We start from the raw sequence: 21,193 nt of genomic DNA, 5'->3' as shown, positions 1-21,193 counted from the left end.
TCCCTCCCACTTTAAACATAAGGTCATCTGATGACTATTAGAAATAAAAAGGAAACTGTGTTACTCAGATCCCTTTACTTAATGAAATTCGCTAGTGAAGCTTCCACGTTGTTAAGGTGCGCTAACATCGCTTCCCTTGCTTTTTCCTCATGACGAGATTCAATCGCGGCTAATATGGTTTGATGCTCCTGCAACAAACGTTCCGTACCTTCAGGCGTATGAAGCAGTTTGCGCGTTTCTCGCATCGCCTGCATCATAATTTCCGAGACACTATTCATTAAATTAATGAGCATGTGGTTGTGAGTCGCTTTCACTAATGCCATATGAAACGCTAAATCAGCCTGATCCCCAATCTCACCACTGCCCTTTGCCTCTTCCATTTTCCTAAGGGCATCTTTCATTGGAGACAAATCTTCTTCTTTATGGGAGGAAGCTGCTGATCCCGCTGCGCCAACTTCTAAAATCTTTCGTACTTCCAATAGTTCCTTCAGATCCTCTGACTTCATCAAAAATGCAACGGATACAGGAAGTGAAAAACGCGAGGCATCAAAGGACTTCACATACGTCCCTTCTCCTTGGCGCATTTCAAGAATGCCCATTGCTCGAAGCGCACTTAACGATTCTCGAATAGCCGAACGGCCAACATTGAAGTTTTTAGCTAACACTTCCACGCTATCGAGTTTATCTCCAGACTTTAACGTGCCATTTTTTAACGATTCGAGCAAAGAATCTGCGACTTGTTCATAGATCTTTTTCGATCGAATCGGTTTATAGTCCACCATTTTTCCTCCAACTTCCCATCATGTGTTACTTCTATCTTACTCTAAAAAGGACATTTGGAAAAGTTATCAGGAAATTAAAACAGCACCGTTGTAACGAAAGCGGCTATCCCTACTAAGAGTCCGTAAAGTAAAGCAGGCAATAGCGTTTTTCGAATGATATCCCCTTCTTTTCCAGAAAGACCAACAACGGTACCTGCTGCAACCACATTATGAACGCAAATCATATTCCCAGCAGCAGCGCCAATGACTTGTAAGGATAGAATGGTATCCTTGGCAAGGGCCGTTTCTTCTGCAATACTATATTGAATCGGTGAAAAGGTTAGCGTTGACACTGTTGCACTTCCAGTAATAAAGGCTCCTAATTCACCAAGAAACGGAGCCGCAAGCACCCACATGGAACCAAATCCACTCGCAAGAGTTTGCGCTATGTATTGAGGCATGCTAATCAAATCATTCGCATTCATTCCTGTGTTCGTAAAAACTTGTACAAGAGCTAAGGTGGCGAGTAATGCTAATGCGGCATCTTTCATCGATATAATCGATTCCTTTGCGGCGGCCGAAAAATGACGAAAGGATTTTCGTTGAATAACCACGGCAAGTAGTGTCGCCAAAATTAATACCGTACCTGGTGAATACAAAACTTGCCATTTGGATGTGATCCCCTCGATTCCAATAATATTCGTCCAGGATAAATCCACCCAGCTTAACACAAAGTTTTTAATGGCAGGTACGATTCGGGTCATTAACAGAAGGGCAACAATAATCAAATATGGAGACCATGCTGACGCTAATCCCATCTTCGAGCCTTTTTCTTCGATGACAAAATCCTTTTGAAGGGCATCCTGCCACGATGTCTTTGGAAGCAAAAACCCTTTCTTTGCAGTGATCGTAGCGACAACTAAACCAGTAAGAGAAGCTAAGATCGCAACAAACTCATGACCGAACAAAACCGCATAAAGATAAGCAGATGACGTATAAGTAAGTCCAATCATCAATGTCCATGGCAGCATCTCAACGGCATCCTTCAAACTTTTCTTCCTTCCAAAAAAGACAGTGAGAACGACAACTAATATAAACGGAATCAACGTACCCGCAAATAAATCAAAGAAAGCAATTTGCACACCAATCTCTCGGTAAAAAGACAAACCTGCATCTGGTAGATTACTAAGTCCGACTTGAATTGGCGTACCGACAGCTCCATAAGAAACAGATGAACTATCTGCAATGAGAGCAATGGCCGCTGCTGCCATCGGGGTAAAACCTAACGCTACAAGTAGTGGTCCTGTGAGCGCCGCCGGGGTTCCAAAGCCTGCAGCCCCTTCAATTAAAGCGCCAAATAAAAAAGCGACAATGACAATTTGGACTCTCATATCCGTTGAGATATTTCGAAACCCTTGATTAATGCGATTCACAGCACCCGTTCGACGAAGCGTATTTAATAACGCAATCGCCCCAAACAAAATAAATAAAATCGTGAGCGCTTTATGTGATCCTTCCAAAACAGACGCTAAAATGACGTCTCCCTCTACTCCCCATACAAAAAAAGATAAGATGATTACTATGATTGCGCTGAAAAACATCCCTTTTTTAGCCGGCATCCGAAGGAGTACTAAAAAGAGAAAGGGAGCTAAAATGGCACTTAAAGCTACAAGCAACAACATTTACATACCTCCACTTCATTATTCGATAACTTGTTAGCGCTTTCAGTCAACATTAATAACAACAGGTCATCAGATGACCTGTTGTTATATTTTATACTGAATCCACCTAAGGTTACAAGCTCTTTCTAAAAATTCAATCTTCACAAGTTATTCTTTTTTATAGCAAAAAATAGATAAACAATTTAACTGAACCTACGCCTATAGAGGGATGTTTGTCTATTGCTTTAACTCTCATAAAACAATTACATTGCGCTTATTCATATAAAAAAAGCTCCCCCCAGTTATAAAACTGGAGGAAGCTTAATCCACTCAGATATTCTGAGCAGCTGAGAGCATGCATTACATCATGCCGCCCATTAAACACATAAACATTATTTTGAAGACTGATTATTAAAACCTTGATATAGCAATATTTCCCCTTTTTTTTACGATAGATATAAAAATCGCTTCCATCAAACTTTTCGGTCACTAAAATATCATGTTTCTTTATATGTTACTTGAGAGCTCCAGAAGTAATATATAACGTCGGGTCTTTTCTATACCAGTAAAATAATTTTATATTCTTCTACTATTCATCTATGTTCATATAGGCTATATAAGAAAAATTAAAAATATACTCTCATTCAACAAGAAGAATATTACCTAATTTATATCTTAGGTGAACTTCCATTTTGTCTATAATCCACGAAATAATAGATGATTCCTTACATAACCTGCGGTTAATTTAGGGTTAAGCTTCAACTAACGGCCGCCCTTACTACCTAATATAAATGATATAAGAAATTTCTTCAGTAACTCAACGTATTGCTATATACTTTTTTCTCCTACAATGAAATAATATATTTGGAATATTTTAACTAGTAAAGGGGGAGGTGAGACAAATGGGACTATCTTATAACGATTTTATTGGACATTTAATAGAACAGTTTGATCATCTATTAACTTCAATTAAAGCATTTGATCAAGATGAAAAATTAAATGAAGCGAAACGAATGGCTACAACAGTAAGAGTACTGGTCCATGATACTAATAAATCTATATCCCTTCTTACACACTTAAACAAGAAAAGTATCTTATTCTGTGATTCTTCTGTTCAACCTAAACAAAAGTTACCTGATGGTACAATAATTATTAAACCTATGACTAAACCAATGTATTATGAAGAGTTTGATTTAAATGGCCCTAAGCTTTATTCAAATTTAGACTCTAACGTGCAAAATGAATCCTTTATTCCATTTAATGACTGGTGGGAAAATCAAACGATTTTGACTAGCGGAGTTGGTGATGATTTTACAAGGAAATCCCTAGTTTTAAGCCTATCTAATCAAGACGGTGGTGCACATGTAGATAATAAATTAAAAAAAGATTACTCTGAATTAACTAGAGGAGGCTCTACTGGAGAAACATTTCAGATAGGAAATAATCAACCAGAACCAATTAAGAATCCCCATTTATACACTATGAGACAAATTGCATATGAAATTAGAAAAACATTAGCACAAGAGTTTACTCACTTAAGTGAAAATTAACAAATAAAGAGACTTCCATTTAAATTGAAACTTAAGTGGAGGTCTCTATTAGTATGCATCATGTAACGCTCAATAAAGTTCTAATCAGTCAATGCATTCTCAATTGCTGTTTTTGTAAAGCTTCTAGCCCATTTTGCGCCTTTACCAATTAATTCACTAGGTGATTGATTAGAGTTATTAATTTTTACTGCTGCAAAGGAAAGTCCTAGGTCTTCAGCTTTTTCAATTTCCCATTTACACCAATCACTTTTATAAGTTTCTTCTCCAACTAACACGATAATTTTATCACATGTATTCATTCTTCTCGAAATGGCCCTCCTAATAGCAGAGCGATCAGTTGAATTTATTGATATGTCAGTAGAACCATCCTCAAAATTAATATTATTAAAATGCTCTGCGCTATTCTTAGACCATGCCTTTAACATATTTTTATAGGTTCTATCTTCATCATAGTCATAACTAATAAATACTTTCATTGTCATTTTTCAATCTCCTTTATTATCCGAATTTAAATTAGCCCAATTAACATTCTCTTTAGAAATAATGCTTTCAACTCTTTCAACAAGATATGTAAATGATTTCTTTGAAGAATACACACCAGAATGAGTTAAAAACATATATTTTTCTTGTTTTAGGATTTCACAAATACTCCGGTACTCAATCCAATTTTCGTGATATTTTGATAAATTTAACCAACCTTCAATAAAAGCAATCCCTCCCCCAAGTATAGAAATAACAGTTGCGTTTGGTATAGTACTAGCTACAACAGGAATAGAAGTTGCAAATAGTATCTCTATCATTTTTAGGGTTCTATACTTACGTTGGTAATTAATACTGTTATTGTCATACCATTTTATTTGGTTTTCCAACCTTTGCTCCAGATATTCTTCTTCACTCATAACTTACTTTCACCACTTTTTAAATCTATAAGATTCCAATCAAAATAAAGACTTTAATGTTTCTAAGATGTGTTCTACTTCTTTTAAATCATCTCCTAACTCTTTCTTTTTGCCCCTTATCTTATCTAGGTTCCTAAAGGTTGTTTCGTAAGACCAGCTGGGGGCCTCCAAAATTATACTTTTTTGAAGTGCTCTGTTGGCGAATTCCCAATCCTTATTTAAAACTGCTAATTCTAAAACTGTCGCTACTTCCCAATAATTATTGGAGTTCAATCCTCCCCTTCTAGTAACAGCAAACGCAACTGCAGAAATTAATTCCTTCACTTTCTCGTGATCATCATTTAAGTAAGCCAACGTTACTGCGTTTATACCAGGATAAAAGTCTCTTGGATCAGCTTTGAATCCTTCGTAATAGACTTCTATGGCTTTGGTTAAATAGGCTTTAGCAACTTCACGATTTGATTCCTTATTTTCTTCGTACCTATCCTTATAGATTCTCCCTAATATTCCACATGACTCTGGAGAAGGTCCAAACTGTTTCATTACCCCTTCGATAATATGGATAGCTTCCTGTCTATCGCCTTCCGAATTCCTTCTGTTAAGTGCAAATGCATATTGTTCCCTTAAAGTAGAAGAAGAATTTTTAACTTCACGCGGGATTTTTCTATAAAGCTCGATCATTTTTGTATAGGCATTAACATCACGGTAAGAAAGCAACAAATCTATTACCACTTCTAAAGGGGCACTATTAATCTCACCAAGCGACTCCTCAATTTCAAAAAGTTCAGTGATTGCTTTTTTCTTGTTTTCATAAGATCTTATCAATTTCATTTCGTGTTGCAAATCACCTATTTTTTCAACTCTATCTCTAAAACTCTCAGTTACATCATGAGGTAAGTCTATCCCAGGGAATTCAGCTATTAATTGAAATAGTGGGCTATCTTTTGCTTCTAAGTCTTCTTTTGCATCTTTAATTAAATCCTTTAATTTCTTAACAAAGTCCTCCTTTTTATCTTCATCTAATCTTCCCTCTTTTAGATGATACGGTAGGCCTCTTATTGGGATTAGATCAAATGGTAATTGTGTATCATCAGAGAAGATTAATATTGTAGAGCGAGGCTTGGCACAGTGCCTAACTCCTAATTCATAAAATACATTTGGGTTAGGAATTGTTAAATCTGCTATGACAATCTCTGCAAGCAAAAGCCTTTCAAACATAGGTAGATGTATAATGCCACCCATTCTTTCTTCATCAGCCCTAATAATATTTACATTTTCACTTTCTGCAACCGGCTTTATTACTTCTTCGTATATTTGGTCAAAGTCAATTTCTATAGCCCGTTTATTGTCTTTTTTCTTTCCAAATGGCATTGCTACAAATAATAAAGGATCCAATTTAACACCTCTCAATCCATGAAATTAATTCAAAAAAAAGATACTCTGTACCATATTTCTTTTCGATACCAAACTACAATAGTCCTTCACAAAAAGAAAAATATGGTAAAATTAAATATTATGCAAAGGAGACCTATAATGACTGGTATAAATCTAGCTAAATCAAATTTGTCTTTTTTTGAAAAATATAAAGATATAAAAAAATGCATTTTTATATCTTATAAAAGAGAAAATCGAGCTGAAGCGTTAAACATAGGAGAGTACATAATGGAGAATAACATAGATATCTATCTAGACGTTTTTGATGACAAACTGCAAGTAGCTGCGAATGATGATAATCATGAATTAATCACTTCATGCCTTGAAAAGGGTTTGTCCAAATCCACACACCTCTTATCAATCATCTCAGAAAAGACAAGAGATTCTTGGTGGGTTCCATATGAAATTGGCTATAGTAAATGTAAAAAAAGCAAGACAAATGTGGCAACGATATTATTGAAAGATTTTAATGATCAGGATATACCATCTTACCTAAGAGTAGCCAGAATAATCTATGGGAAATATGATTTTCACAGGTACTTACAAGAAGTACTTAGCGACTATCCCGAGTTATATAATAAATACTCATCTCATACCCAAGAAAACGAAATGTATTCAGATGAAAAGAATTTACTAGGAAATATATTAAAAGAAAAGTGATGTTGTCTTTTAGTAAACAGACAACAAAGGCCAGTACTATGAGTAGTACTGGCCTTTGTTAATATCGGATGTTTTCTCGGACAATAAATGGGTTTTTCCACCTTAAGAGACTTTTGTGAAAGGTATCTAAAGGTGTTTTTACATCATGCCGCCCATACCGCCCATTCCACCCATGCCGCCCATATCAGGCATGCCACCGCCGCCTGCATTTTCCTCAGGCTTATCAGCGATAACTGCTTCTGTTGTAAGAAGCATTGCCGATACAGATGCTGCATTTTGTAGAGCAGAACGAGTTACTTTAGTTGGGTCAACGATACCAGCGTCAACCATGTTTACCCATTCACCAGTAAGGGCGTTGAAGCCAATACCGATTTTCTCGCCTTTAAGGCGTTCAACCACAACAGATCCTTCAAGACCAGCGTTGTGAGAGATCTGACGGATTGGCTCTTCAAGAGCACGAAGAACAATCTTAACGCCTGTAGCTTCGTCACCAGTAGCTTCAACAGCTTGAACAGCCTTAACGACGTTCACTAGTGCTGTACCACCACCGGATACGATTCCTTCTTCAACCGCTGCGCGAGTTGAGTTAAGAGCATCTTCAATGCGAAGTTTACGCTCTTTCAATTCAGTTTCAGTTGCCGCACCAACTTTAATGACAGCTACACCGCCAGCAAGTTTAGCAAGACGTTCCTGAAGCTTTTCTTTATCGAACTCAGAAGTTGTTTCTTCTAGCTGAGCTTTGATTTGGTTTACGCGACCTGCAATCTTGTCTGTTTCGCCAGAACCTTCTACGATTGTTGTGTTTTCTTTCGTTACAACAACTTTAGAAGCGCGACCAAGCTGAGTGATGTTCGCTTGTTTCAAATCAAGACCAAGATCTTCCGTGATCACTTCAGCACCAGTTAGGGTACCGATATCTTCAAGCATTGCTTTACGACGGTCACCGAAGCCAGGAGCTTTAACAGCTACTGCGTTAAACGTTCCGCGAAGTTTGTTCACAACTAGTGTTGCAAGTGCTTCACCTTCTACGTCTTCAGCAATCATAAGAAGTGGCTTACCTTGTTGAACCACTTGCTCAAGTACAGGTAGGACATCTTGAATGCTCGCGATCTTCTTATCCGTAATCAGGATATATGGATCTTCTAGAACAGCTTCCATTTTGTCGGAATCTGTCACCATGTAAGGAGATGCATATCCGCGATCGAACTGCATACCTTCTACTACTTCAAGCTCTGTAGCAAATCCTTTTGATTCTTCAACAGTGATAACGCCGTCGTTACCAACGCGCTCCATTGCTTCAGCGATCAATTGACCTACTTCTTCGTCAGCAGCAGAGATTGACGCAACCTGTGCGATTGACTCTTTGCCTTCGATTGGCTTAGAAATGTTTTTAAGCTCTTCAACAGCAGCTCTAGTTGCTTTCTCAATTCCTTTACGGATAACCATTGGGTTCGCACCAGATGCTACGTTTTTAAGACCTTCGCGTACCATAGCTTGCGCAAGAACAGTTGCAGTAGTTGTACCGTCACCAGCAACATCGTTCGTTTTGCTTGCTACTTCTGCTACAAGCTTCGCACCCATATTTTCGAATGCATCTTCAAGCTCGATTTCTTTTGCGATCGTCACACCATCATTTGTGATTAGTGGAGATCCGAATTTCTTCTCGAGGACAACGTTACGTCCTTTTGGTCCGAGTGTAACTTTAACTGCGTTCGCAAGAGAATCAACACCGCGAAGCATTGCGCGACGGGCTTCTTCACTGAACTTAATATCTTTTGCCATTTGTTACCCTCCTAAATGTATGTAGTGCTTTTATTTTTGTAATTACTTACTTACAACTGCAAGAATGTCGTTCTCACGAAGGATTAGATACTCTTTACCGTCATACTTTACTTCAGTACCAGCGTATTTGCTGTAAATGACAGCATCGCCTTCTGATACTTCAAGAGCGACACGCTCTCCACCATCAGTAAGTGCACCGCTACCTACAGATACGACGCGACCTTCTTGTGGCTTTTCTTTCGCAGAATCCGGAAGCACGATCCCACTAGACGTTTTTTCTTCTAATTGAATTGGTTCGATGACAACACGATCACCTAAAGGCTTTAACAACTCAAACACCCTCCTCAGATGGAAATTATGGTTTGATTCGTTTTTTAGCACTCACCATCGTCGAGTGCTAACACATGTATATAATAAATAATTCACTATCTATTTGCAAGTAGTAAAGTTGATTTTTTTTTCAGTTTTTTCTTTTCTTCCCTACTCGCCAAGATCTGACATGAAAAGATAAGACTTCTGACCTGTTTTTCGAGTATATTCGATGAAACGCTTTAAACAGTTTAGGAAGTCTTATGAACGGCATTCCCTTTTCAAAGTGTGTTAAACTAATACGAGTATGCAAAGTGCCTTTAAGGCATGGAAACCATTTAAAGGAGTTATGCTTCTTGGCTAAACACTATTGGACTATATTGATTACCTATATTGTCATGCAGCTTTCAGGACTTTTAGGTGTTCCATTACTTCAAAAACTTAACATAGCTGATCCCGTTGTAATCTGGTCAGTTTTCAGTTTTCTTACTGCCTTGGTGATTATGCTATTCCTTCTCCGCTCCACTCCCGACGTCCCGTTTGAACGCTCTACTCGCGTTTCAGGTGGTCAGGCAGTAGGCTGGAGTATTCTCGGTGTTTTTATGGCTTATGCTTCTCAAATTGTGGCGGCCATGATTGAAATGAATGTATTAGGGATTGATCCAGGTTCTGAGAATACCGAAATGCTGATAGAAGTAGCAAAGGCTTCTCCTATCTTTATTATCGTGACGTCCATTATTGGACCCATACTTGAAGAAATCGTTTTCCGAAAAGTTATTTTCGGATCATTATACAAACGATTTAACTTCTGGATTGCCGGCATTCTTAGCTCTGTTATATTCGCTGCGATTCACTTTGACTTTTCTCATCTTCTCATTTATACAGCAATGGGTCTAACCTTTGCCTTTCTATATGTGAAAACAAAGCGTCTGATCGTACCGATTATTGCACACATGACGATGAATACGTTTGTTGTGTTAATTAACGTCTATTTTGCTGATGATATTATGGAGATGGAAAAACAGCTTAATCAGGCGCAATCGTTTATTGGAGGACTCTTTTCATGAAACTCTCACCAATTGTTATGGGTTTTTTCTATTTAGGACTCGGCTCGCTTTTCACCTATCTGGCGATTCAAAGTGCGAGTAGTAACGGCGAGCTGTGGAACTTTTATACGATTTTTTTGATGGTTCTTGCCACCGTGGATTTCGTTTATGCTATCCGCTTCTTCGTCCTTAGAAAACGAATTTCAAAACTTAAGAAAAAAGATGATAACAAAAAGCGGTAGGGATTCCTACCGCTTTTTGTTTTGCAGCTATTGATTTCCTTCTTCCTGAGCTTCCTCAAGAATCCGTTTCGCTTCTGCCTGCAACCTTTTTCGATACCCGTATCGCGACACGATAATACTAAATTCATAAAGAAGCAGGAGCGGTACAGTAACCATAAGATGGGAAATGATTTCAGGTGGTGTAATCATACCTGCAATCACAAGAAGAACAAAGTACGCATACTTGCGAATTTGCACAAGCATTGCTGGATTCAACATCCCAAGTCTTGTAAAGAAAAGAACGATTACCGGCAACTGAAAGACAAACCCAAACGGCAGGGTTAATTGAAACAGAAAACTAAAATATTGATTGGCTCCATACATTTCTTGGATGTTAAGACTTTGAGCAAGATTTCCTACAAAGTCAATTACAAATGGAAAGAGAACAAAATAGGAGAAGGATATCCCCCCAAGAAATAATAGAAAAACCGCAGGAATATACGATAAGGTTACTTTCCGTTCATGTTCAAACAAACCAGGTGAGATAAACGCCCATAGCTGATAAAGTGCTAGGGGTGATGTCAGTATAAAAGCAATTAAAAAGGCGAAGCTAAAATACACTTTCAATGGGTCAGTAAGATGAAACGCATTCATCGGTATACCCTGCGCTTCAGGAGCATGTTGCAAAAATACGATGACTGGCTTAGCCAGAAACAGCCCCGCAATAAAGGAAAGAATTAAGAAAACGACTGTAATGATAATTCGTTTTCTTAATTCCTCTAAATGATCATAGATGGATTGCTTCTGATCCTCCATTCACTATCCGTCCTAACCGATTACTTGTCGTTATTTTTCTTTTCGTTTGGTTCATCGTCGTCATCCGCTAAACCTTTTGTTGCATTTTTAAATTCACGAAGCGTATTACCTGCTGCTTTACCTAGCTCAGGTAATTTCTTCGGTCCGAATATAATTAAAGCAACCACGGCAACTAATGCGATACTTGCGCCACCCATTCCCATGCGTGTCACCTCCTTATCATTTATACTGGATAATGTTTCATGAAATAAACGAGTGCTTGTAATTCAACGGCCAAATCAATATGATGAACGCGAATATGATCTGGAACAGTTAATCGAGCTGGGGTAAAATTCAATATTCCTTTGATGCCTGTCTCATCCATTTGATCAGCAATGGACTGGGCGACATGAACAGGGACTGTTAAGATCACGACAGAAACGTCATTCTCTTTCAATCTCTTTTTGAATTCATCAATGTGATAAACGGGTACTCCGCCAATCTCCTGTCCTACTTTTTCAGAATCGGCATCAAAAGCAAGCTCAATCTTAGTGTTATTATTTTTTATAAAATTGTAGTGCAGAAAAGCAGTTCCAAGGTTCCCTACGCCAATCAGGGCAACTTTTGTCGTTTCATCCTGATCAAGGGTCTTACTAAAAAAGGATAACAAATAATGAACGTTGTACCCATAGCCTTTTTTACCAAGAGCGCCAAAATAGCTAAAGTCTCTTCTAATTGTGGCAGAATCTACTTTAATAGCGTCACTTAGCTCTGCTGATGAGACTCGCTGCTTTCCTGATGCGCTTAAATTCTTTAAATATCGATAATAGAGCGGCAGTCTTTTTGCTGTCGCCTGCGGAATTTTTGTTTGATCAATATCCATAAACTACCTCCATATTGATCTCCGCGCTCCATCGTCACCTTACTTGCGCGCATAGTCCCCGCTTTTACCACCTGTTTTAGTAACAAGATAGGTTTCCCCGATAACGATGCCTTTATCCACTGCTTTGCACATATCGTATACGGTCAATGCTGCAGCTGATGCTGCCGTCAGCGCTTCCATTTCAACGCCAGTACTTCCGCTCGTTTTCACATGAGCCTCAATAATCAGCTCATAAGATGACGACTTCTCCTGCCAGTCAAAATGAAGGTCAACGCCAGAAAGCGCTATCGGATGACACATGGGGATGAGATCTGATGTTTTTTTTGCTGCCATAATCCCAGCAATTTGAGCGACTTGAAGAACATCGCCTTTCTTCATCGTTCCAGACTGTATACCTGAATAAATTTGTTCACTCACCTGAACGCTCGTGCGGGCAGTAGCCGTTCGAACCGAGGGAGTTTTATCCGTAATATCGACCATTCTTGCTCGGCCTTCTTCATTAAAGTGAGTAAATGAACTCATGTTTGCCCCTTTCCTCATACTGAGATGATAGAAGGTTAGTGCTGCTACTTGTGACTATACACCATTTTTTGCGATTTTGCTGTTTTTTTGATGACTTTTTTTGTTAAATCATGAACATTCGTTTAGTTGCTCCACCTGTCCCCTCTAAGGTAAACTTAAAGGAACGTCGGATCATGCCGAATAATCGGTTATAAACAAAGATTAGCTTATCCTTACTGTCCGTTTTTACAGTCATAAGGAAGGAAATAGAGGTGAACGAACATGATCGTATTGCAAGTGAATGGACTCACGAAATCATTTGGTGCTGATACCATTTTATCGAATATTAAATTAGAAGTACAATCACGAGACCGCGTGGCGCTTGTTGGGCGGAACGGCGCTGGTAAATCCACTCTATTGAAGATGATTACCGGGCAGCTATCATATGATTCAGGAGATATTATTAAACCAAAAGATGTTGCAGTTGGCTATATGGCACAAGATACAGGCCTTGAGTCAGGACTATCGATCTGGGATGAAATGCTAACCGTCTTTGAGCGATTTCAAAAGATGGAGTCTGAACTAAGACAATACGAAGAAAAAATGGGTAACCCCAAAGTTTACGAGAATCAGGTTGAATACGAACGTATCCTAAAAGAATATGATGAGCTTCAAGTTGCCTTTAAAGATCAAGGTGGTTATAAATACGAAGCAGACATCCGCACAGTATTACATGGTCTGAACTTTAAAGACTTTGATTACAGTACAAAAATTTCAACCCTTAGCGGGGGACAAAAGACACGCCTTGCTCTAGGAAAGCTTTTGCTCACTAAACCTGAACTACTTATTCTAGATGAACCAACAAACCATCTAGATATTGAAACACTCACATGGCTTGAAGGCTATCTTCAAAACTATTCTGGCGCCTTATTAATCGTTTCGCACGATAGATATTTCCTCGATAAAATTGTAACAAAAGTATATGAGATTTCGAGACACCGGGCGGAACGCTTTGAAGGCAATTACAGTTACTACCTTGATGAAAAAGAACAGCGATATGAGCAGCAGCTCAAAGAATTTGAGAAACAGCAAAAAGAAATTGCGAAACTAGAAGACTTTGTTGCAAAAAACCTTGTGCGAGCCTCAACTACGAAGCGAGCGCAAAGTAGGCGCAAACAACTTGAGCGCATGGAACGTCTTGATAAACCTAAAGGTGACGAAAAGTCGGCAAATATTTCATTTGGAATTGATAAGCAGACAGGCAATGACGTTTTAACCCTGAGAGAACTATCGATTGGGTATCCTAATAATGTCATCAACGATCATTTAACCTTTGATCTCAAGCGACAGGAAAGTGTCGCACTTGTTGGTCCGAACGGAATAGGGAAATCAACATTGTTAAAAGCAATCGTATCAGGTGAGACACGACTTGATGGCGATATTCACTATGGAAGCAATGTACAGATTGGTTTCTACGATCAGGAACAAACGAACCTGCATTCAAATAAAACCGTTTTAAAAGAATTATGGGATGACTTCCCACTTACCGATGAGAAAGATATTCGCGCTGTACTAGGTCGTTTCTTATTTACCGGAGATGATGTATTAAAGAACGTTTCAGATTTAAGCGGTGGCGAAAAAGGACGGCTTGCGCTTTCCAAATTAATGATGCAAAAATCAAACCTACTCATTCTGGATGAGCCAACAAACCACCTTGACCTTGATAGCAAAGAAATATTGGAAGAAGCACTTATTCAATTCCCTGGTACAATTCTGTTTGTCTCTCATGATCGCTATTTTATAAATAGAATCGCAACGCGTGTGATCGAGCTTTCCACAGATGGTGTGACACCTTATCTAGGGGACTATGATTATTATGTTGAAAAAAAGCAGGAACTAGCTGAACTAGCTGCACTGGAACAGCAGAACAATGAAGTGGCTCAACCTGTTGCATCTGGTAAATCTAGCTTTAAGCAAGATAAAGAAGCAAAACGCCAGGAACGTCAAATGCTTCGTCGAATTGAAGAAATTGAAAAAGAAGTAGATGATGCAGAAATGCGAATCGCAGCAATCGAAGAAGAACTCTGTATCCCTGACATTTTTGAAGATCATGAAAAAGTCATGCAATTAAATGAAGAAATGGATCTTTTGCGACTTCAAACAGAAACACTGATGGAGGAATGGGAGCAATTACAGGAAGCCTAATAAAAAACAGTCCACTGTGGACTGTTTTTTTATTATAAAAGAATTTTCCGACATATTCACACTATCCACACACTTATACACAACATAATTGCCGTTATACCTTATTTCTTAAAAATTATTAACATTATCAACAAGACCTCAACTAGTTATCCACAATTTTCGTGCATTTTAGAAAAAGGCTAAGAGGTAAGGTTTCTCTCTCTATATCCACATTATCGATCGCATTGTGGATAACCGTTCTTATTAACAGCTTCTATTCAAGATCATTCAAGATCATCTGCATGCAAGAAAACGTTTGCTGTAAAAAAACAAAAAAACCGGGATTAGATTCCCAGTTCTAATCCCGGATTCGCGTTAAGTTGAAGGCTAGAGCGTTTTCCTTTACGATAAGCAATTGTTCCAGCTGCCGCAATCATCGCAGCATTATCTGTACAATAGTATAATGGTGGAATCACTAGGTCTGTGCCGCTATCTTGAAAAGCTTCTGTTAAAGAACTTCTTAACCCTTTGTTTGCTGCTACACCACCAGCTAGAAGAACTTGCTTTACACCATACTCTTCTGCCGCTCGCACCGTCTTTGTGACGAGGACCTCCACTACGGAAGCTTGAAAACTTGCCGCAAGATCCTCCGGCTTTATTTCTTCATTCCGTTGTTTCGCATTATGCACAGTATTGATCACGGCTGACTTCAAACCACTAAAGCTGAAATCATATGACCCTTTCTCAAGCCATGCACGTGGAAGCGGGACGGATTCCTCCCCCTCTGCTGCCAGTCGATCAATATGCGGGCCGCCGGGATAAGGAAGCTGTAGCGTTCTTGCTACTTTATCATAAGCCTCTCCAGCTGCGTCATCGCGTGTTTCTCCAATTACTTCAAACTCACCTTCAGAAGGCATATAAACAAGCTCTGTGTGCCCTCCTGACACGACTAGCGCAAGTAACGGATAAGTTAACTCTGTTACAAGCTGATTGGCATAAATGTGACCTGCAATATGGTGCGTGCCAATTAGCGGTTTCTGATGAGCGAACGCAAGAGCTTTAGCCGTATTCACACCAATTAAGAGAGCTCCAACGAGACCAGGTCCTTCCGTCACCGCAATGCCATCAATCTCATCCATTGTAACGTTTGCTTCGTCTAATGCTTCTTGTAAGATCAGCGTCATCTGCTCCACATGGTGCCTTGAAGCAATTTCAGGGACCACTCCTCCGAAACGCTTATGACTTTCAATCTGAGAAGCAACAACGTTCGCTAATACTTCTTTCCCATCCTTTACGATGGCAACAGCTGTTTCATCACAGCTTGTTTCAATTCCTAAAATAAGTTCATGTTTAGTTTCCATTTAAATTCACCCACATTACTAGCGCATCCTCTTGATTATCTGTGTAATAATTTTTGCGAATGCCGCCTTCTTCAAAACCAAATTTGCGATATAGATTCTGTGCTACAAGATTAGACACGCGAACTTCAAGCGTCATTTTCACTGCTCCTCGTGATTTCACAAAATGGATCGCCTTCTTTAAGAGCGCTTCCCCTAGCTTCATTCCTCGATAATCTGGATGAAGCGCAATATTTGTAATGTGTGCCTCATCAATAATGACCCACACCCCACAATAGCCAGCTATTTCTTCTCCCACTTCAAGCAAAAGATAAGTAGCGAAATGATTTATGACGATTTCATTATAGAAAGCAGACCTGCTCCATGGCGTCGGAAAAGTGGCGTGCTCGATCCGCATCACAGCCTCAATATCTTCAATAGTCATCGATCGAAACGATACCGTATCATTCATTCCTATCCCCTACTTTTTCTGTGAAGCTAACCACTTCGCTTCAGCTTCAGCCATTCTTACATAGTTTGGTGTAAAATGATGGACATCTTCCACCGGTTCATAACCTGCTCCCAACCTGGCAAGATCAGCAGGTCTCGCATTCAAACTACTCGTTGGTGCGAACACCGCTTTGTCCCCTAAAATGGATGCAATCTTCTCTTTGTGCATATCTAAATCCCCACTGATAAATAGGAAACGTTCATATCGGGCCTTATTTTCATGTAACCAGTCTTCAAATAATACGATCTGATCTTCCGTTTCTCTTTCAATCTCTGTTCCATTTGTTTGATAGACACTCATATACACCTGTCCTCGTCTTGCATCAAAAAATGGAACGATGGCTCCAGAAAAATAACGGCCATTTTGCGCCAGTACTTCTAAACTAGAAACACCTACAAGAGGGATCGCTAACGTCCATGCTAATGTCTTAGCAATGCTAATTCCGATCCGAAGCCCCGTATAAGAGCCTGGCCCTTTTGCGACTACGATGCGATCAAGATCAGCTGGCTTAACCTGAACCTCTTCCAAGAGTTGTTCAATAGCTGGCATTAAGCGCACCGAATGATTTTTCTTTATATTTGTAATCAGTTCTCCGGCAATCGTGCCTTCTACCATAATGGAAACGCCCATACAGTAGTTCGAAGAATCAATGGCTAGTACTTTCATGTTGTAGCTCCTTACATATGGACTCATAAAAAGCGCCAAATGGTCTTAAAATAAGTCGACGTTCTGATTCTCTTTGATGATAAATTTCAATTCTGAGGAGTTCTTTAGGGAGCATATCCTGAATGAATTTTGCCCATTCGACGACGGTCACCCCATCTCCCTCAAAGTATTCACTAAAACCAAGGTCTTCATCACTCTCTTCAAGACGGTACGCGTCCATATGAAAAAGAGGTATGGTTCCTTCATATTCTTTAATAATCGTAAAGGTCGGACTGTTTACTATTTTAGTAACTCCTAACCCTTTTCCGATTCCCTTTGTAAAAGTTGTCTTGCCAGCACCTAGATCTCCTTCAAGCGTTAACACACAGCCCGGCTTCAGCTTCTCAGCAAGCTTACTGCCAAATGCCATCGTTTCCTCTGGAGATTTCATGATGAAAGCATATCCACTCATGTTCATCACCTATTCTTTAGACGAGAAGTGATTGTACCCCTTCTTGTCCAGTTTGAATTTTTGATCTTTGTAACTCATCCAGACACTTGTTCCTTTGTCCTCTACATAGCCGATCTGATAGATCGATTCCTGGTGCTCTTGAAACAATTCTTTCACACTTTCCCAGTCTTCTTTCGCAACCGTACCGATCAGTTCATAATCTTCTCCGCCATTTAACATCCATTCTAACCGTTGGAAAGAAGAATAAGCCTCAAAGCCTTCAGGCGCCGGGATCTCATCTTGATCAAGAACGATCGAAACGCCACTTGCCTCTGCAATTTCGTGGGACTCACTTGCGATTCCATCACTCACATCGTTTAATGAAATTCGGTAGCCACTCTTCGCGAGAATACGCCCCTGCTTGATGCATGGATTCGGCTCCTGATGGTACCGTACATAAGCTCCATCACTGCCCTCACCCTTAAGCAAGGAGGAAAGTCCAGCAGCTGAACCGCCTACAGGTCCAGTAAGGAAAACAACGTCTCCTGCCTTCGCATGACTCCTTAAAAGTTTTCGTCCTTTTTCAATTTTACCAATAACCGTAATCGCAATATGGAGATCTCCTCTAGTCGATACCGTATCGCCACCGATCATGTCCATCTCATAGGAGTCACCGATCTCTTTAATCCCTTTGTATATTTCTTTGAGCTGTTTAGAGGACCAGCCTGTTTGAGGAACGGAAATAGACACAAGATAAAACATCGGAATACCACCCATAGCGGCAATATCACTTATATTCACTGCAAGAGCTTTGCGACCGATTTGAAAAGGGGATAACGTACTCTTTTTAAAATGGATTCCTTCTACCATTGTATCCGCACAGGCGATTTCATCCCAATCTGAATCAATATGATACAGAGCGGCATCGTCTCCAATGCCATGAATCAACTCTTCTCGAAATGTATAAGCTGGCGTAATGGATTGAATAAATGCAAATTCATCTTTCACCAAACTCATCTCTCTTTCTATTTTATAAAAAAACCTTAGGAATTTCATCCTAAGGTGCTTTTTCTATCAGTTTATCTTACTTAACGATAAATTCACATGTTTGTTTAAAAAAATTTCAGTTTTAGTTGCAAATTTGAGTATAAAAAAAAAGCGATCCAATCGCTCTTGAAAAATGGCGGTCTCGACGGGAATCGAACCCGCGATCTCCTGCGTGACAGGCAGGCATGTTAACCGCTACACCACGAGACCAGGTAATAAGTTTATCTTGCTCACTTGCGTAAGGAATAAATTGGTTGCGGGGGCAGGATTTGAACCTGCGACCTTTGGGTTATGAGCCCAACGAGCTACCGAACTGCTCCACCCCGCGATAATATGAATGTCATCATGCTACACTATGCTGCCCACGACACATATTTGTATATGATATGGACACAAGTAATACTATACCAGATATGTGTAATGAATGCAAGCCTTAGAAACAAAAGAAGAAATACCCTGTTACAGGGATTTCTCCACAGCATTTTTAAAAGCATCTACAATATCATTTTCATTTTCAATACCTACAGAAATACGAACGAGCTGCTTATTAATCCCAAGCTTCTGTCTCGTATCTTCTGGTACTGTACGGTGGGAAGTGGCAATGGGATATGAAACAGTTGTATCTAGACCAGCCAAAGTCGGTATAATCTTGACCCATCCAAGCGACTTGAAAAATGTTGTGACATCGGTTTCCTCATCTAACTCAATAGAAACCATCGCTCCTGATCCTCTTTCAGCTACATATTCAGGATAATAGACATTCTTAATTCCTTCAACAGCTTTTAGTTCACTTGCAAGAATGGCTGCATTTTTTACATGCCGTTCCATTCGTACGCTCATCGTTTTTAACCCTCGGCATCCAAGCCAAGCTTCAAATGGACTAAGGTTAGCTCCAAGGTTAATCACTTTTGCCTTTGCTTTTGCCATCAGATCTTCTCTACCTACTAATACGCCAGCTGTCACATCACTATGTCCACCAATATATTTTGTGGCGCTATGTACAACAAGATCAATACCCAATTGGTACGGCTGTAGAAGATATGGTGTAGCAAACGTATTATCTACCATCGTAACTAGCTTATGTTTCTGTCCAAGAGTTTTAAGAAGGGTTAAATCCTCGACCCTTAATAAAGGGTTAGTTACGGATTCGGTATACAGTAATTTTGTATTTGGGCGTATCGCATTCTCAATTTTTTCTCTGTCTGTAAAATCGACAAAAGAGACTTCAATTCCGAAGTCGGGAAGTTCACCATTAAAAAGAGAAAATGTGCCTCCGTAAAGATCTTCACATGCGACGATGTGATCGCCAGCCTTCACAACAGCAAGAACGCCTGCAAGAATAGCAGATAAGCCTGATGATGTCGCAATGCCCTTAGGAGCTCCCTCAAGATCCGCTACCCCCATTCCAAGGTCATCTGTATTCGGATTGCTAACACGAGTGTATAAATAGTCTTTCTTGCCTTCATAAAATGATTCAAGATCATCGAGATCTTCAAATACAAATGCAGAGGTTTGATATATCGGCTGGACTTTACTTACAGTATCTGCTTTTAACTTTCGTGGAAAACGTACAGCTTTTGTATCAAAATGAAAATCCATTTATTATCCCCTTTCCCTAAGAAAAATTCTTTTTCATTAACTGTACGTCTTCTATAAGAGAATTTCAATAGATTCGGTTCGAAATTTTCAATTTATTGAGGTGCAGGCACTTGCTAGGAAGAGGTTCAAAGTTTATTGATAAGTTTTTTTCGCGATATTTGAGATATTTCCGCGAAAAACGGATTTATTCCGCGATTATCCTTATTAATTCCGCGAATTTGAGATTAATTCCGCGAACGTAGGACATGAGGGCTTTCAGCTTGTCAAAACCACATCCGTAAAACCACATAAAAAAAGCGAGAAACCATTTGGTCTCTCGCCTTTCGTCAGTTGCCCAGCGACGTCCTACTCTTGCAGGGGGAGATCCCCCAACTACCATCGGCGCTAGAGCTTAACTTCCGTGTTCTCATACGGGGCGCGATAAGCGGCGAACTTCTTCGTCAGCTGCGCGATGCCAGATCCTCATGGATCTCCTGAATATCCACTCCGGTCTGGCATCACTTGCTTCCTCGAATTTCTTGCTTCTCCCACCCCTACGTAGCTTTTTACTCTTACGAGTTTTCCACCCTTTTTGAATACAAAAAAAGCGAGAAACCGTTTGGTCTCTCGCTTTTCTTCATTGCCCAGCGACGTCCTACTCTTGCAGGGGGAGATCCCCCAACTACCATCGGCGCTGAAGAGCTTAACTTCCGTGTTCGGCATGGGAACGGGTGTGACCTCTTCGCCATCGTCACTAGACTTATCAGGGTGTTCCCTGAAAACTAGATAGCACGCACAACTTTCCAATAATGTGTCCAGCTACGTACGCCAAATCCTCGATCTTTTCACCTTTTGATTCTGACGCAAAAAGCGCGTCTGATTCAAAAGCTTCCAACGCTTGTCGGATTTAAACGGCTTACTTCGCTTTTCGTTTTAGG

At 39.7% G+C, this 21,193-nt stretch carries 22 protein-coding genes, 2 tRNA genes and 1 rRNA gene; 5 read left to right on the top strand and 20 right to left on the bottom strand.

What is annotated here, in order from left to right; genetic code table 11:
- Nucleotides 1-74: 74 nt before the first annotated feature.
- Nucleotides 75-779, bottom strand: a complete 705-nt coding sequence (locus PQ511_RS22385) for a FadR/GntR family transcriptional regulator (protein ID WP_273854134.1) — start codon at nucleotides 777-779, stop codon at nucleotides 75-77.
- A 77-nt stretch (nucleotides 780-856) separates the two neighbouring features.
- Entirely contained in the window at nucleotides 857-2,443 is a 1,587-nt protein-coding gene (locus PQ511_RS22380; protein ID WP_273854133.1) for an L-lactate permease, read from the bottom strand.
- Between the two features lie 881 nt (nucleotides 2,444-3,324).
- Here PQ511_RS22380 and PQ511_RS22375 point away from each other — a divergent pair.
- Nucleotides 3,325-3,972 (top strand): hypothetical protein, encoded by a 648-nt coding sequence (locus tag PQ511_RS22375; protein ID WP_273854132.1) that lies wholly within the window; start codon nucleotides 3,325-3,327, stop codon nucleotides 3,970-3,972.
- 80 nt (nucleotides 3,973-4,052) lie between these two features.
- Here the strand turns inward: PQ511_RS22375 and PQ511_RS22370 are convergent, their stop codons facing one another.
- From PQ511_RS22370 to PQ511_RS22360, 3 genes are read right to left on the bottom strand one after another with little or no spacing between them, the layout of a single operon-like run.
- Entirely contained in the window at nucleotides 4,053-4,454 is a 402-nt protein-coding gene (locus PQ511_RS22370; RefSeq protein ID WP_273854131.1) for a TIR domain-containing protein, read from the bottom strand.
- Nucleotides 4,455-4,457: 3 nt separating this feature from the next.
- The gene (locus PQ511_RS22365; RefSeq protein WP_273854130.1) at nucleotides 4,458-4,871 is read right to left on the bottom strand and encodes a DUF4231 domain-containing protein; all 414 of its coding nucleotides are present in this window, start codon (nucleotides 4,869-4,871) and stop codon (nucleotides 4,458-4,460) included.
- A 39-nt stretch (nucleotides 4,872-4,910) separates the two neighbouring features.
- Nucleotides 4,911-6,266, bottom strand: coding sequence for a TRAFs-binding domain-containing protein (locus tag PQ511_RS22360; protein ID WP_273854129.1), 1,356 nt, complete (start codon nucleotides 6,264-6,266; stop codon nucleotides 4,911-4,913).
- 138 nt (nucleotides 6,267-6,404) lie between these two features.
- Between PQ511_RS22360 and PQ511_RS22355 the strand changes: the two genes are divergently transcribed.
- The gene (locus PQ511_RS22355) at nucleotides 6,405-6,965 is read left to right on the top strand and encodes a toll/interleukin-1 receptor domain-containing protein (protein WP_273854128.1); all 561 of its coding nucleotides are present in this window, start codon (nucleotides 6,405-6,407) and stop codon (nucleotides 6,963-6,965) included.
- A 138-nt stretch (nucleotides 6,966-7,103) separates the two neighbouring features.
- Here the strand turns inward: PQ511_RS22355 and groL are convergent, their stop codons facing one another.
- Both groL and groES read right to left on the bottom strand, forming a co-directional pair.
- Nucleotides 7,104-8,747 (bottom strand): chaperonin GroEL, encoded by a 1,644-nt coding sequence (gene groL, locus PQ511_RS22350; protein ID WP_273854127.1) that lies wholly within the window; start codon nucleotides 8,745-8,747, stop codon nucleotides 7,104-7,106.
- A 42-nt stretch (nucleotides 8,748-8,789) separates the two neighbouring features.
- Nucleotides 8,790-9,077 carry a co-chaperone GroES gene (gene groES, locus PQ511_RS22345; RefSeq protein ID WP_136948907.1) on the bottom strand — a complete coding sequence of 96 codons (288 nt, stop codon included), beginning with the start codon at nucleotides 9,075-9,077 and terminating at the stop codon, nucleotides 8,790-8,792.
- A gap of 335 nt (nucleotides 9,078-9,412) precedes the next feature.
- Between groES and PQ511_RS22340 the strand changes: the two genes are divergently transcribed.
- The gene (locus PQ511_RS22340) at nucleotides 9,413-10,123 is read left to right on the top strand and encodes a CPBP family intramembrane glutamic endopeptidase (RefSeq protein WP_273854126.1); all 711 of its coding nucleotides are present in this window, start codon (nucleotides 9,413-9,415) and stop codon (nucleotides 10,121-10,123) included.
- Nucleotides 10,120-10,344, top strand: a complete 225-nt coding sequence (locus PQ511_RS22335) for a YdiK family protein (protein ID WP_273854125.1) — start codon at nucleotides 10,120-10,122, stop codon at nucleotides 10,342-10,344. Before PQ511_RS22340 ends, PQ511_RS22335 begins: the two co-directional genes overlap by 4 nt.
- A 27-nt stretch (nucleotides 10,345-10,371) precedes the next feature.
- On the opposite strand, the gene tatC is transcribed toward PQ511_RS22335, so the two are convergent.
- From tatC to moaC, 4 genes are read right to left on the bottom strand one after another with little or no spacing between them, the layout of a single operon-like run.
- Nucleotides 10,372-11,139 carry a twin-arginine translocase subunit TatC gene (gene tatC / locus PQ511_RS22330; RefSeq protein ID WP_273854124.1) on the bottom strand — a complete coding sequence of 256 codons (768 nt, stop codon included), beginning with the start codon at nucleotides 11,137-11,139 and terminating at the stop codon, nucleotides 10,372-10,374.
- Between the two features lie 20 nt (nucleotides 11,140-11,159).
- Nucleotides 11,160-11,342 carry a twin-arginine translocase TatA/TatE family subunit gene (locus PQ511_RS22325; protein WP_194222482.1) on the bottom strand — a complete coding sequence of 61 codons (183 nt, stop codon included), beginning with the start codon at nucleotides 11,340-11,342 and terminating at the stop codon, nucleotides 11,160-11,162.
- A gap of 20 nt (nucleotides 11,343-11,362) precedes the next feature.
- Nucleotides 11,363-11,995, bottom strand: a complete 633-nt coding sequence (locus PQ511_RS22320; protein WP_224885415.1) for a redox-sensing transcriptional repressor Rex — start codon at nucleotides 11,993-11,995, stop codon at nucleotides 11,363-11,365.
- Between the two features lie 45 nt (nucleotides 11,996-12,040).
- Nucleotides 12,041-12,523 (bottom strand): cyclic pyranopterin monophosphate synthase MoaC, encoded by a 483-nt coding sequence (gene moaC / locus PQ511_RS22315; RefSeq protein WP_224599351.1) that lies wholly within the window; start codon nucleotides 12,521-12,523, stop codon nucleotides 12,041-12,043.
- 261 nt (nucleotides 12,524-12,784) lie between these two features.
- Here moaC and PQ511_RS22310 point away from each other — a divergent pair, with 261 nt between their 5' ends.
- Nucleotides 12,785-14,707 (top strand): ABC transporter ATP-binding protein, encoded by a 1,923-nt coding sequence (locus PQ511_RS22310; protein ID WP_273854123.1) that lies wholly within the window; start codon nucleotides 12,785-12,787, stop codon nucleotides 14,705-14,707.
- 323 nt (nucleotides 14,708-15,030) lie between these two features.
- Here the strand turns inward: PQ511_RS22310 and tsaD are convergent, their stop codons facing one another.
- From tsaD to rrf, 9 genes are all read right to left on the bottom strand, one after another.
- Complete coding sequence (gene tsaD / locus PQ511_RS22305; protein WP_273854122.1) at nucleotides 15,031-16,047, bottom strand: tRNA (adenosine(37)-N6)-threonylcarbamoyltransferase complex transferase subunit TsaD; 1,017 nt, start codon at nucleotides 16,045-16,047, stop codon at nucleotides 15,031-15,033.
- A complete protein-coding gene (gene rimI, locus PQ511_RS22300) occupies nucleotides 16,037-16,495 on the bottom strand; it encodes a ribosomal protein S18-alanine N-acetyltransferase (protein ID WP_273854121.1) in 459 nt (152 codons plus the stop codon). Before rimI ends, tsaD begins: the two co-directional genes overlap by 11 nt.
- Before the next feature lie 9 nt (nucleotides 16,496-16,504).
- A complete protein-coding gene (gene tsaB, locus PQ511_RS22295; protein WP_273854120.1) occupies nucleotides 16,505-17,200 on the bottom strand; it encodes a tRNA (adenosine(37)-N6)-threonylcarbamoyltransferase complex dimerization subunit type 1 TsaB in 696 nt (231 codons plus the stop codon).
- Nucleotides 17,181-17,651, bottom strand: a complete 471-nt coding sequence (gene tsaE, locus PQ511_RS22290) for a tRNA (adenosine(37)-N6)-threonylcarbamoyltransferase complex ATPase subunit type 1 TsaE (RefSeq protein WP_273854119.1) — start codon at nucleotides 17,649-17,651, stop codon at nucleotides 17,181-17,183. Before tsaE ends, tsaB begins: the two co-directional genes overlap by 20 nt.
- Nucleotides 17,652-17,660: 9 nt before the next feature.
- The gene (gene thiL / locus PQ511_RS22285) at nucleotides 17,661-18,638 is read right to left on the bottom strand and encodes a thiamine-phosphate kinase (protein ID WP_420541749.1); all 978 of its coding nucleotides are present in this window, start codon (nucleotides 18,636-18,638) and stop codon (nucleotides 17,661-17,663) included.
- Between the two features lie 173 nt (nucleotides 18,639-18,811).
- Nucleotides 18,812-18,887, bottom strand: a tRNA-Asp gene (locus PQ511_RS22280).
- A gap of 41 nt (nucleotides 18,888-18,928) precedes the next feature.
- Nucleotides 18,929-19,005: transfer RNA gene (locus PQ511_RS22275), tRNA-Met, on the bottom strand.
- A 131-nt stretch (nucleotides 19,006-19,136) separates the two neighbouring features.
- Nucleotides 19,137-20,276 carry a trans-sulfuration enzyme family protein gene (locus PQ511_RS22270; RefSeq protein ID WP_273854117.1) on the bottom strand — a complete coding sequence of 380 codons (1,140 nt, stop codon included), beginning with the start codon at nucleotides 20,274-20,276 and terminating at the stop codon, nucleotides 19,137-19,139.
- A gap of 621 nt (nucleotides 20,277-20,897) precedes the next feature.
- A 5S ribosomal RNA gene (rrf, locus tag PQ511_RS22265) occupies nucleotides 20,898-21,014 on the bottom strand.
- Nucleotides 21,015-21,193: the final 179 nt, after the last annotated feature.

Origin of the sequence: Guptibacillus spartinae (assembly GCF_028610625.1) — a bacterium.
GTDB classification, from domain to species: domain Bacteria; phylum Bacillota; class Bacilli; order Bacillales; family Guptibacillaceae; genus Guptibacillus; species Guptibacillus spartinae.
The sequence above is the reverse complement of the archived record's forward strand: the minus strand, read 5'-3'. Positions and strand labels throughout refer to the sequence as shown.

What these genes read in the sequence shown, in the direction of transcription:
- tatC (WP_273854124.1), bottom strand. Translation starts at nt 11,139, where the DNA reads ATGGAGGATCAGAAGCAATCCATCTATGATCATTTAGAGGAATTAAGA.
- rimI (WP_273854121.1), bottom strand. Translation starts at nt 16,495, where the DNA reads ATGAATGATACGGTATCGTTTCGATCGATGACTATTGAAGATATTGAG.
- PQ511_RS22365 (WP_273854130.1), bottom strand. Translation starts at nt 4,871, where the DNA reads ATGAGTGAAGAAGAATATCTGGAGCAAAGGTTGGAAAACCAAATAAAA.
- PQ511_RS22375 (WP_273854132.1), top strand. Translation starts at nt 3,325, where the DNA reads ATGGGACTATCTTATAACGATTTTATTGGACATTTAATAGAACAGTTT.
- PQ511_RS22335 (WP_273854125.1), top strand. Translation starts at nt 10,120, where the DNA reads ATGAAACTCTCACCAATTGTTATGGGTTTTTTCTATTTAGGACTCGGC.
- PQ511_RS22270 (WP_273854117.1), bottom strand. Translation starts at nt 20,276, where the DNA reads ATGGATTTTCATTTTGATACAAAAGCTGTACGTTTTCCACGAAAGTTA.
- PQ511_RS22370 (WP_273854131.1), bottom strand. Translation starts at nt 4,454, where the DNA reads ATGACAATGAAAGTATTTATTAGTTATGACTATGATGAAGATAGAACC.
- PQ511_RS22310 (WP_273854123.1), top strand. Translation starts at nt 12,785, where the DNA reads ATGATCGTATTGCAAGTGAATGGACTCACGAAATCATTTGGTGCTGAT.
- tsaB (WP_273854120.1), bottom strand. Translation starts at nt 17,200, where the DNA reads ATGAAAGTACTAGCCATTGATTCTTCGAACTACTGTATGGGCGTTTCC.
- PQ511_RS22325 (WP_194222482.1), bottom strand. Translation starts at nt 11,342, where the DNA reads ATGGGAATGGGTGGCGCAAGTATCGCATTAGTTGCCGTGGTTGCTTTA.
- PQ511_RS22355 (WP_273854128.1), top strand. Translation starts at nt 6,405, where the DNA reads ATGACTGGTATAAATCTAGCTAAATCAAATTTGTCTTTTTTTGAAAAA.
- PQ511_RS22380 (WP_273854133.1), bottom strand. Translation starts at nt 2,443, where the DNA reads ATGTTGTTGCTTGTAGCTTTAAGTGCCATTTTAGCTCCCTTTCTCTTT.
- tsaE (WP_273854119.1), bottom strand. Translation starts at nt 17,651, where the DNA reads ATGAGTGGATATGCTTTCATCATGAAATCTCCAGAGGAAACGATGGCA.
- tsaD (WP_273854122.1), bottom strand. Translation starts at nt 16,047, where the DNA reads ATGGAAACTAAACATGAACTTATTTTAGGAATTGAAACAAGCTGTGAT.
- moaC (WP_224599351.1), bottom strand. Translation starts at nt 12,523, where the DNA reads ATGAGTTCATTTACTCACTTTAATGAAGAAGGCCGAGCAAGAATGGTC.
- groL (WP_273854127.1), bottom strand. Translation starts at nt 8,747, where the DNA reads ATGGCAAAAGATATTAAGTTCAGTGAAGAAGCCCGTCGCGCAATGCTT.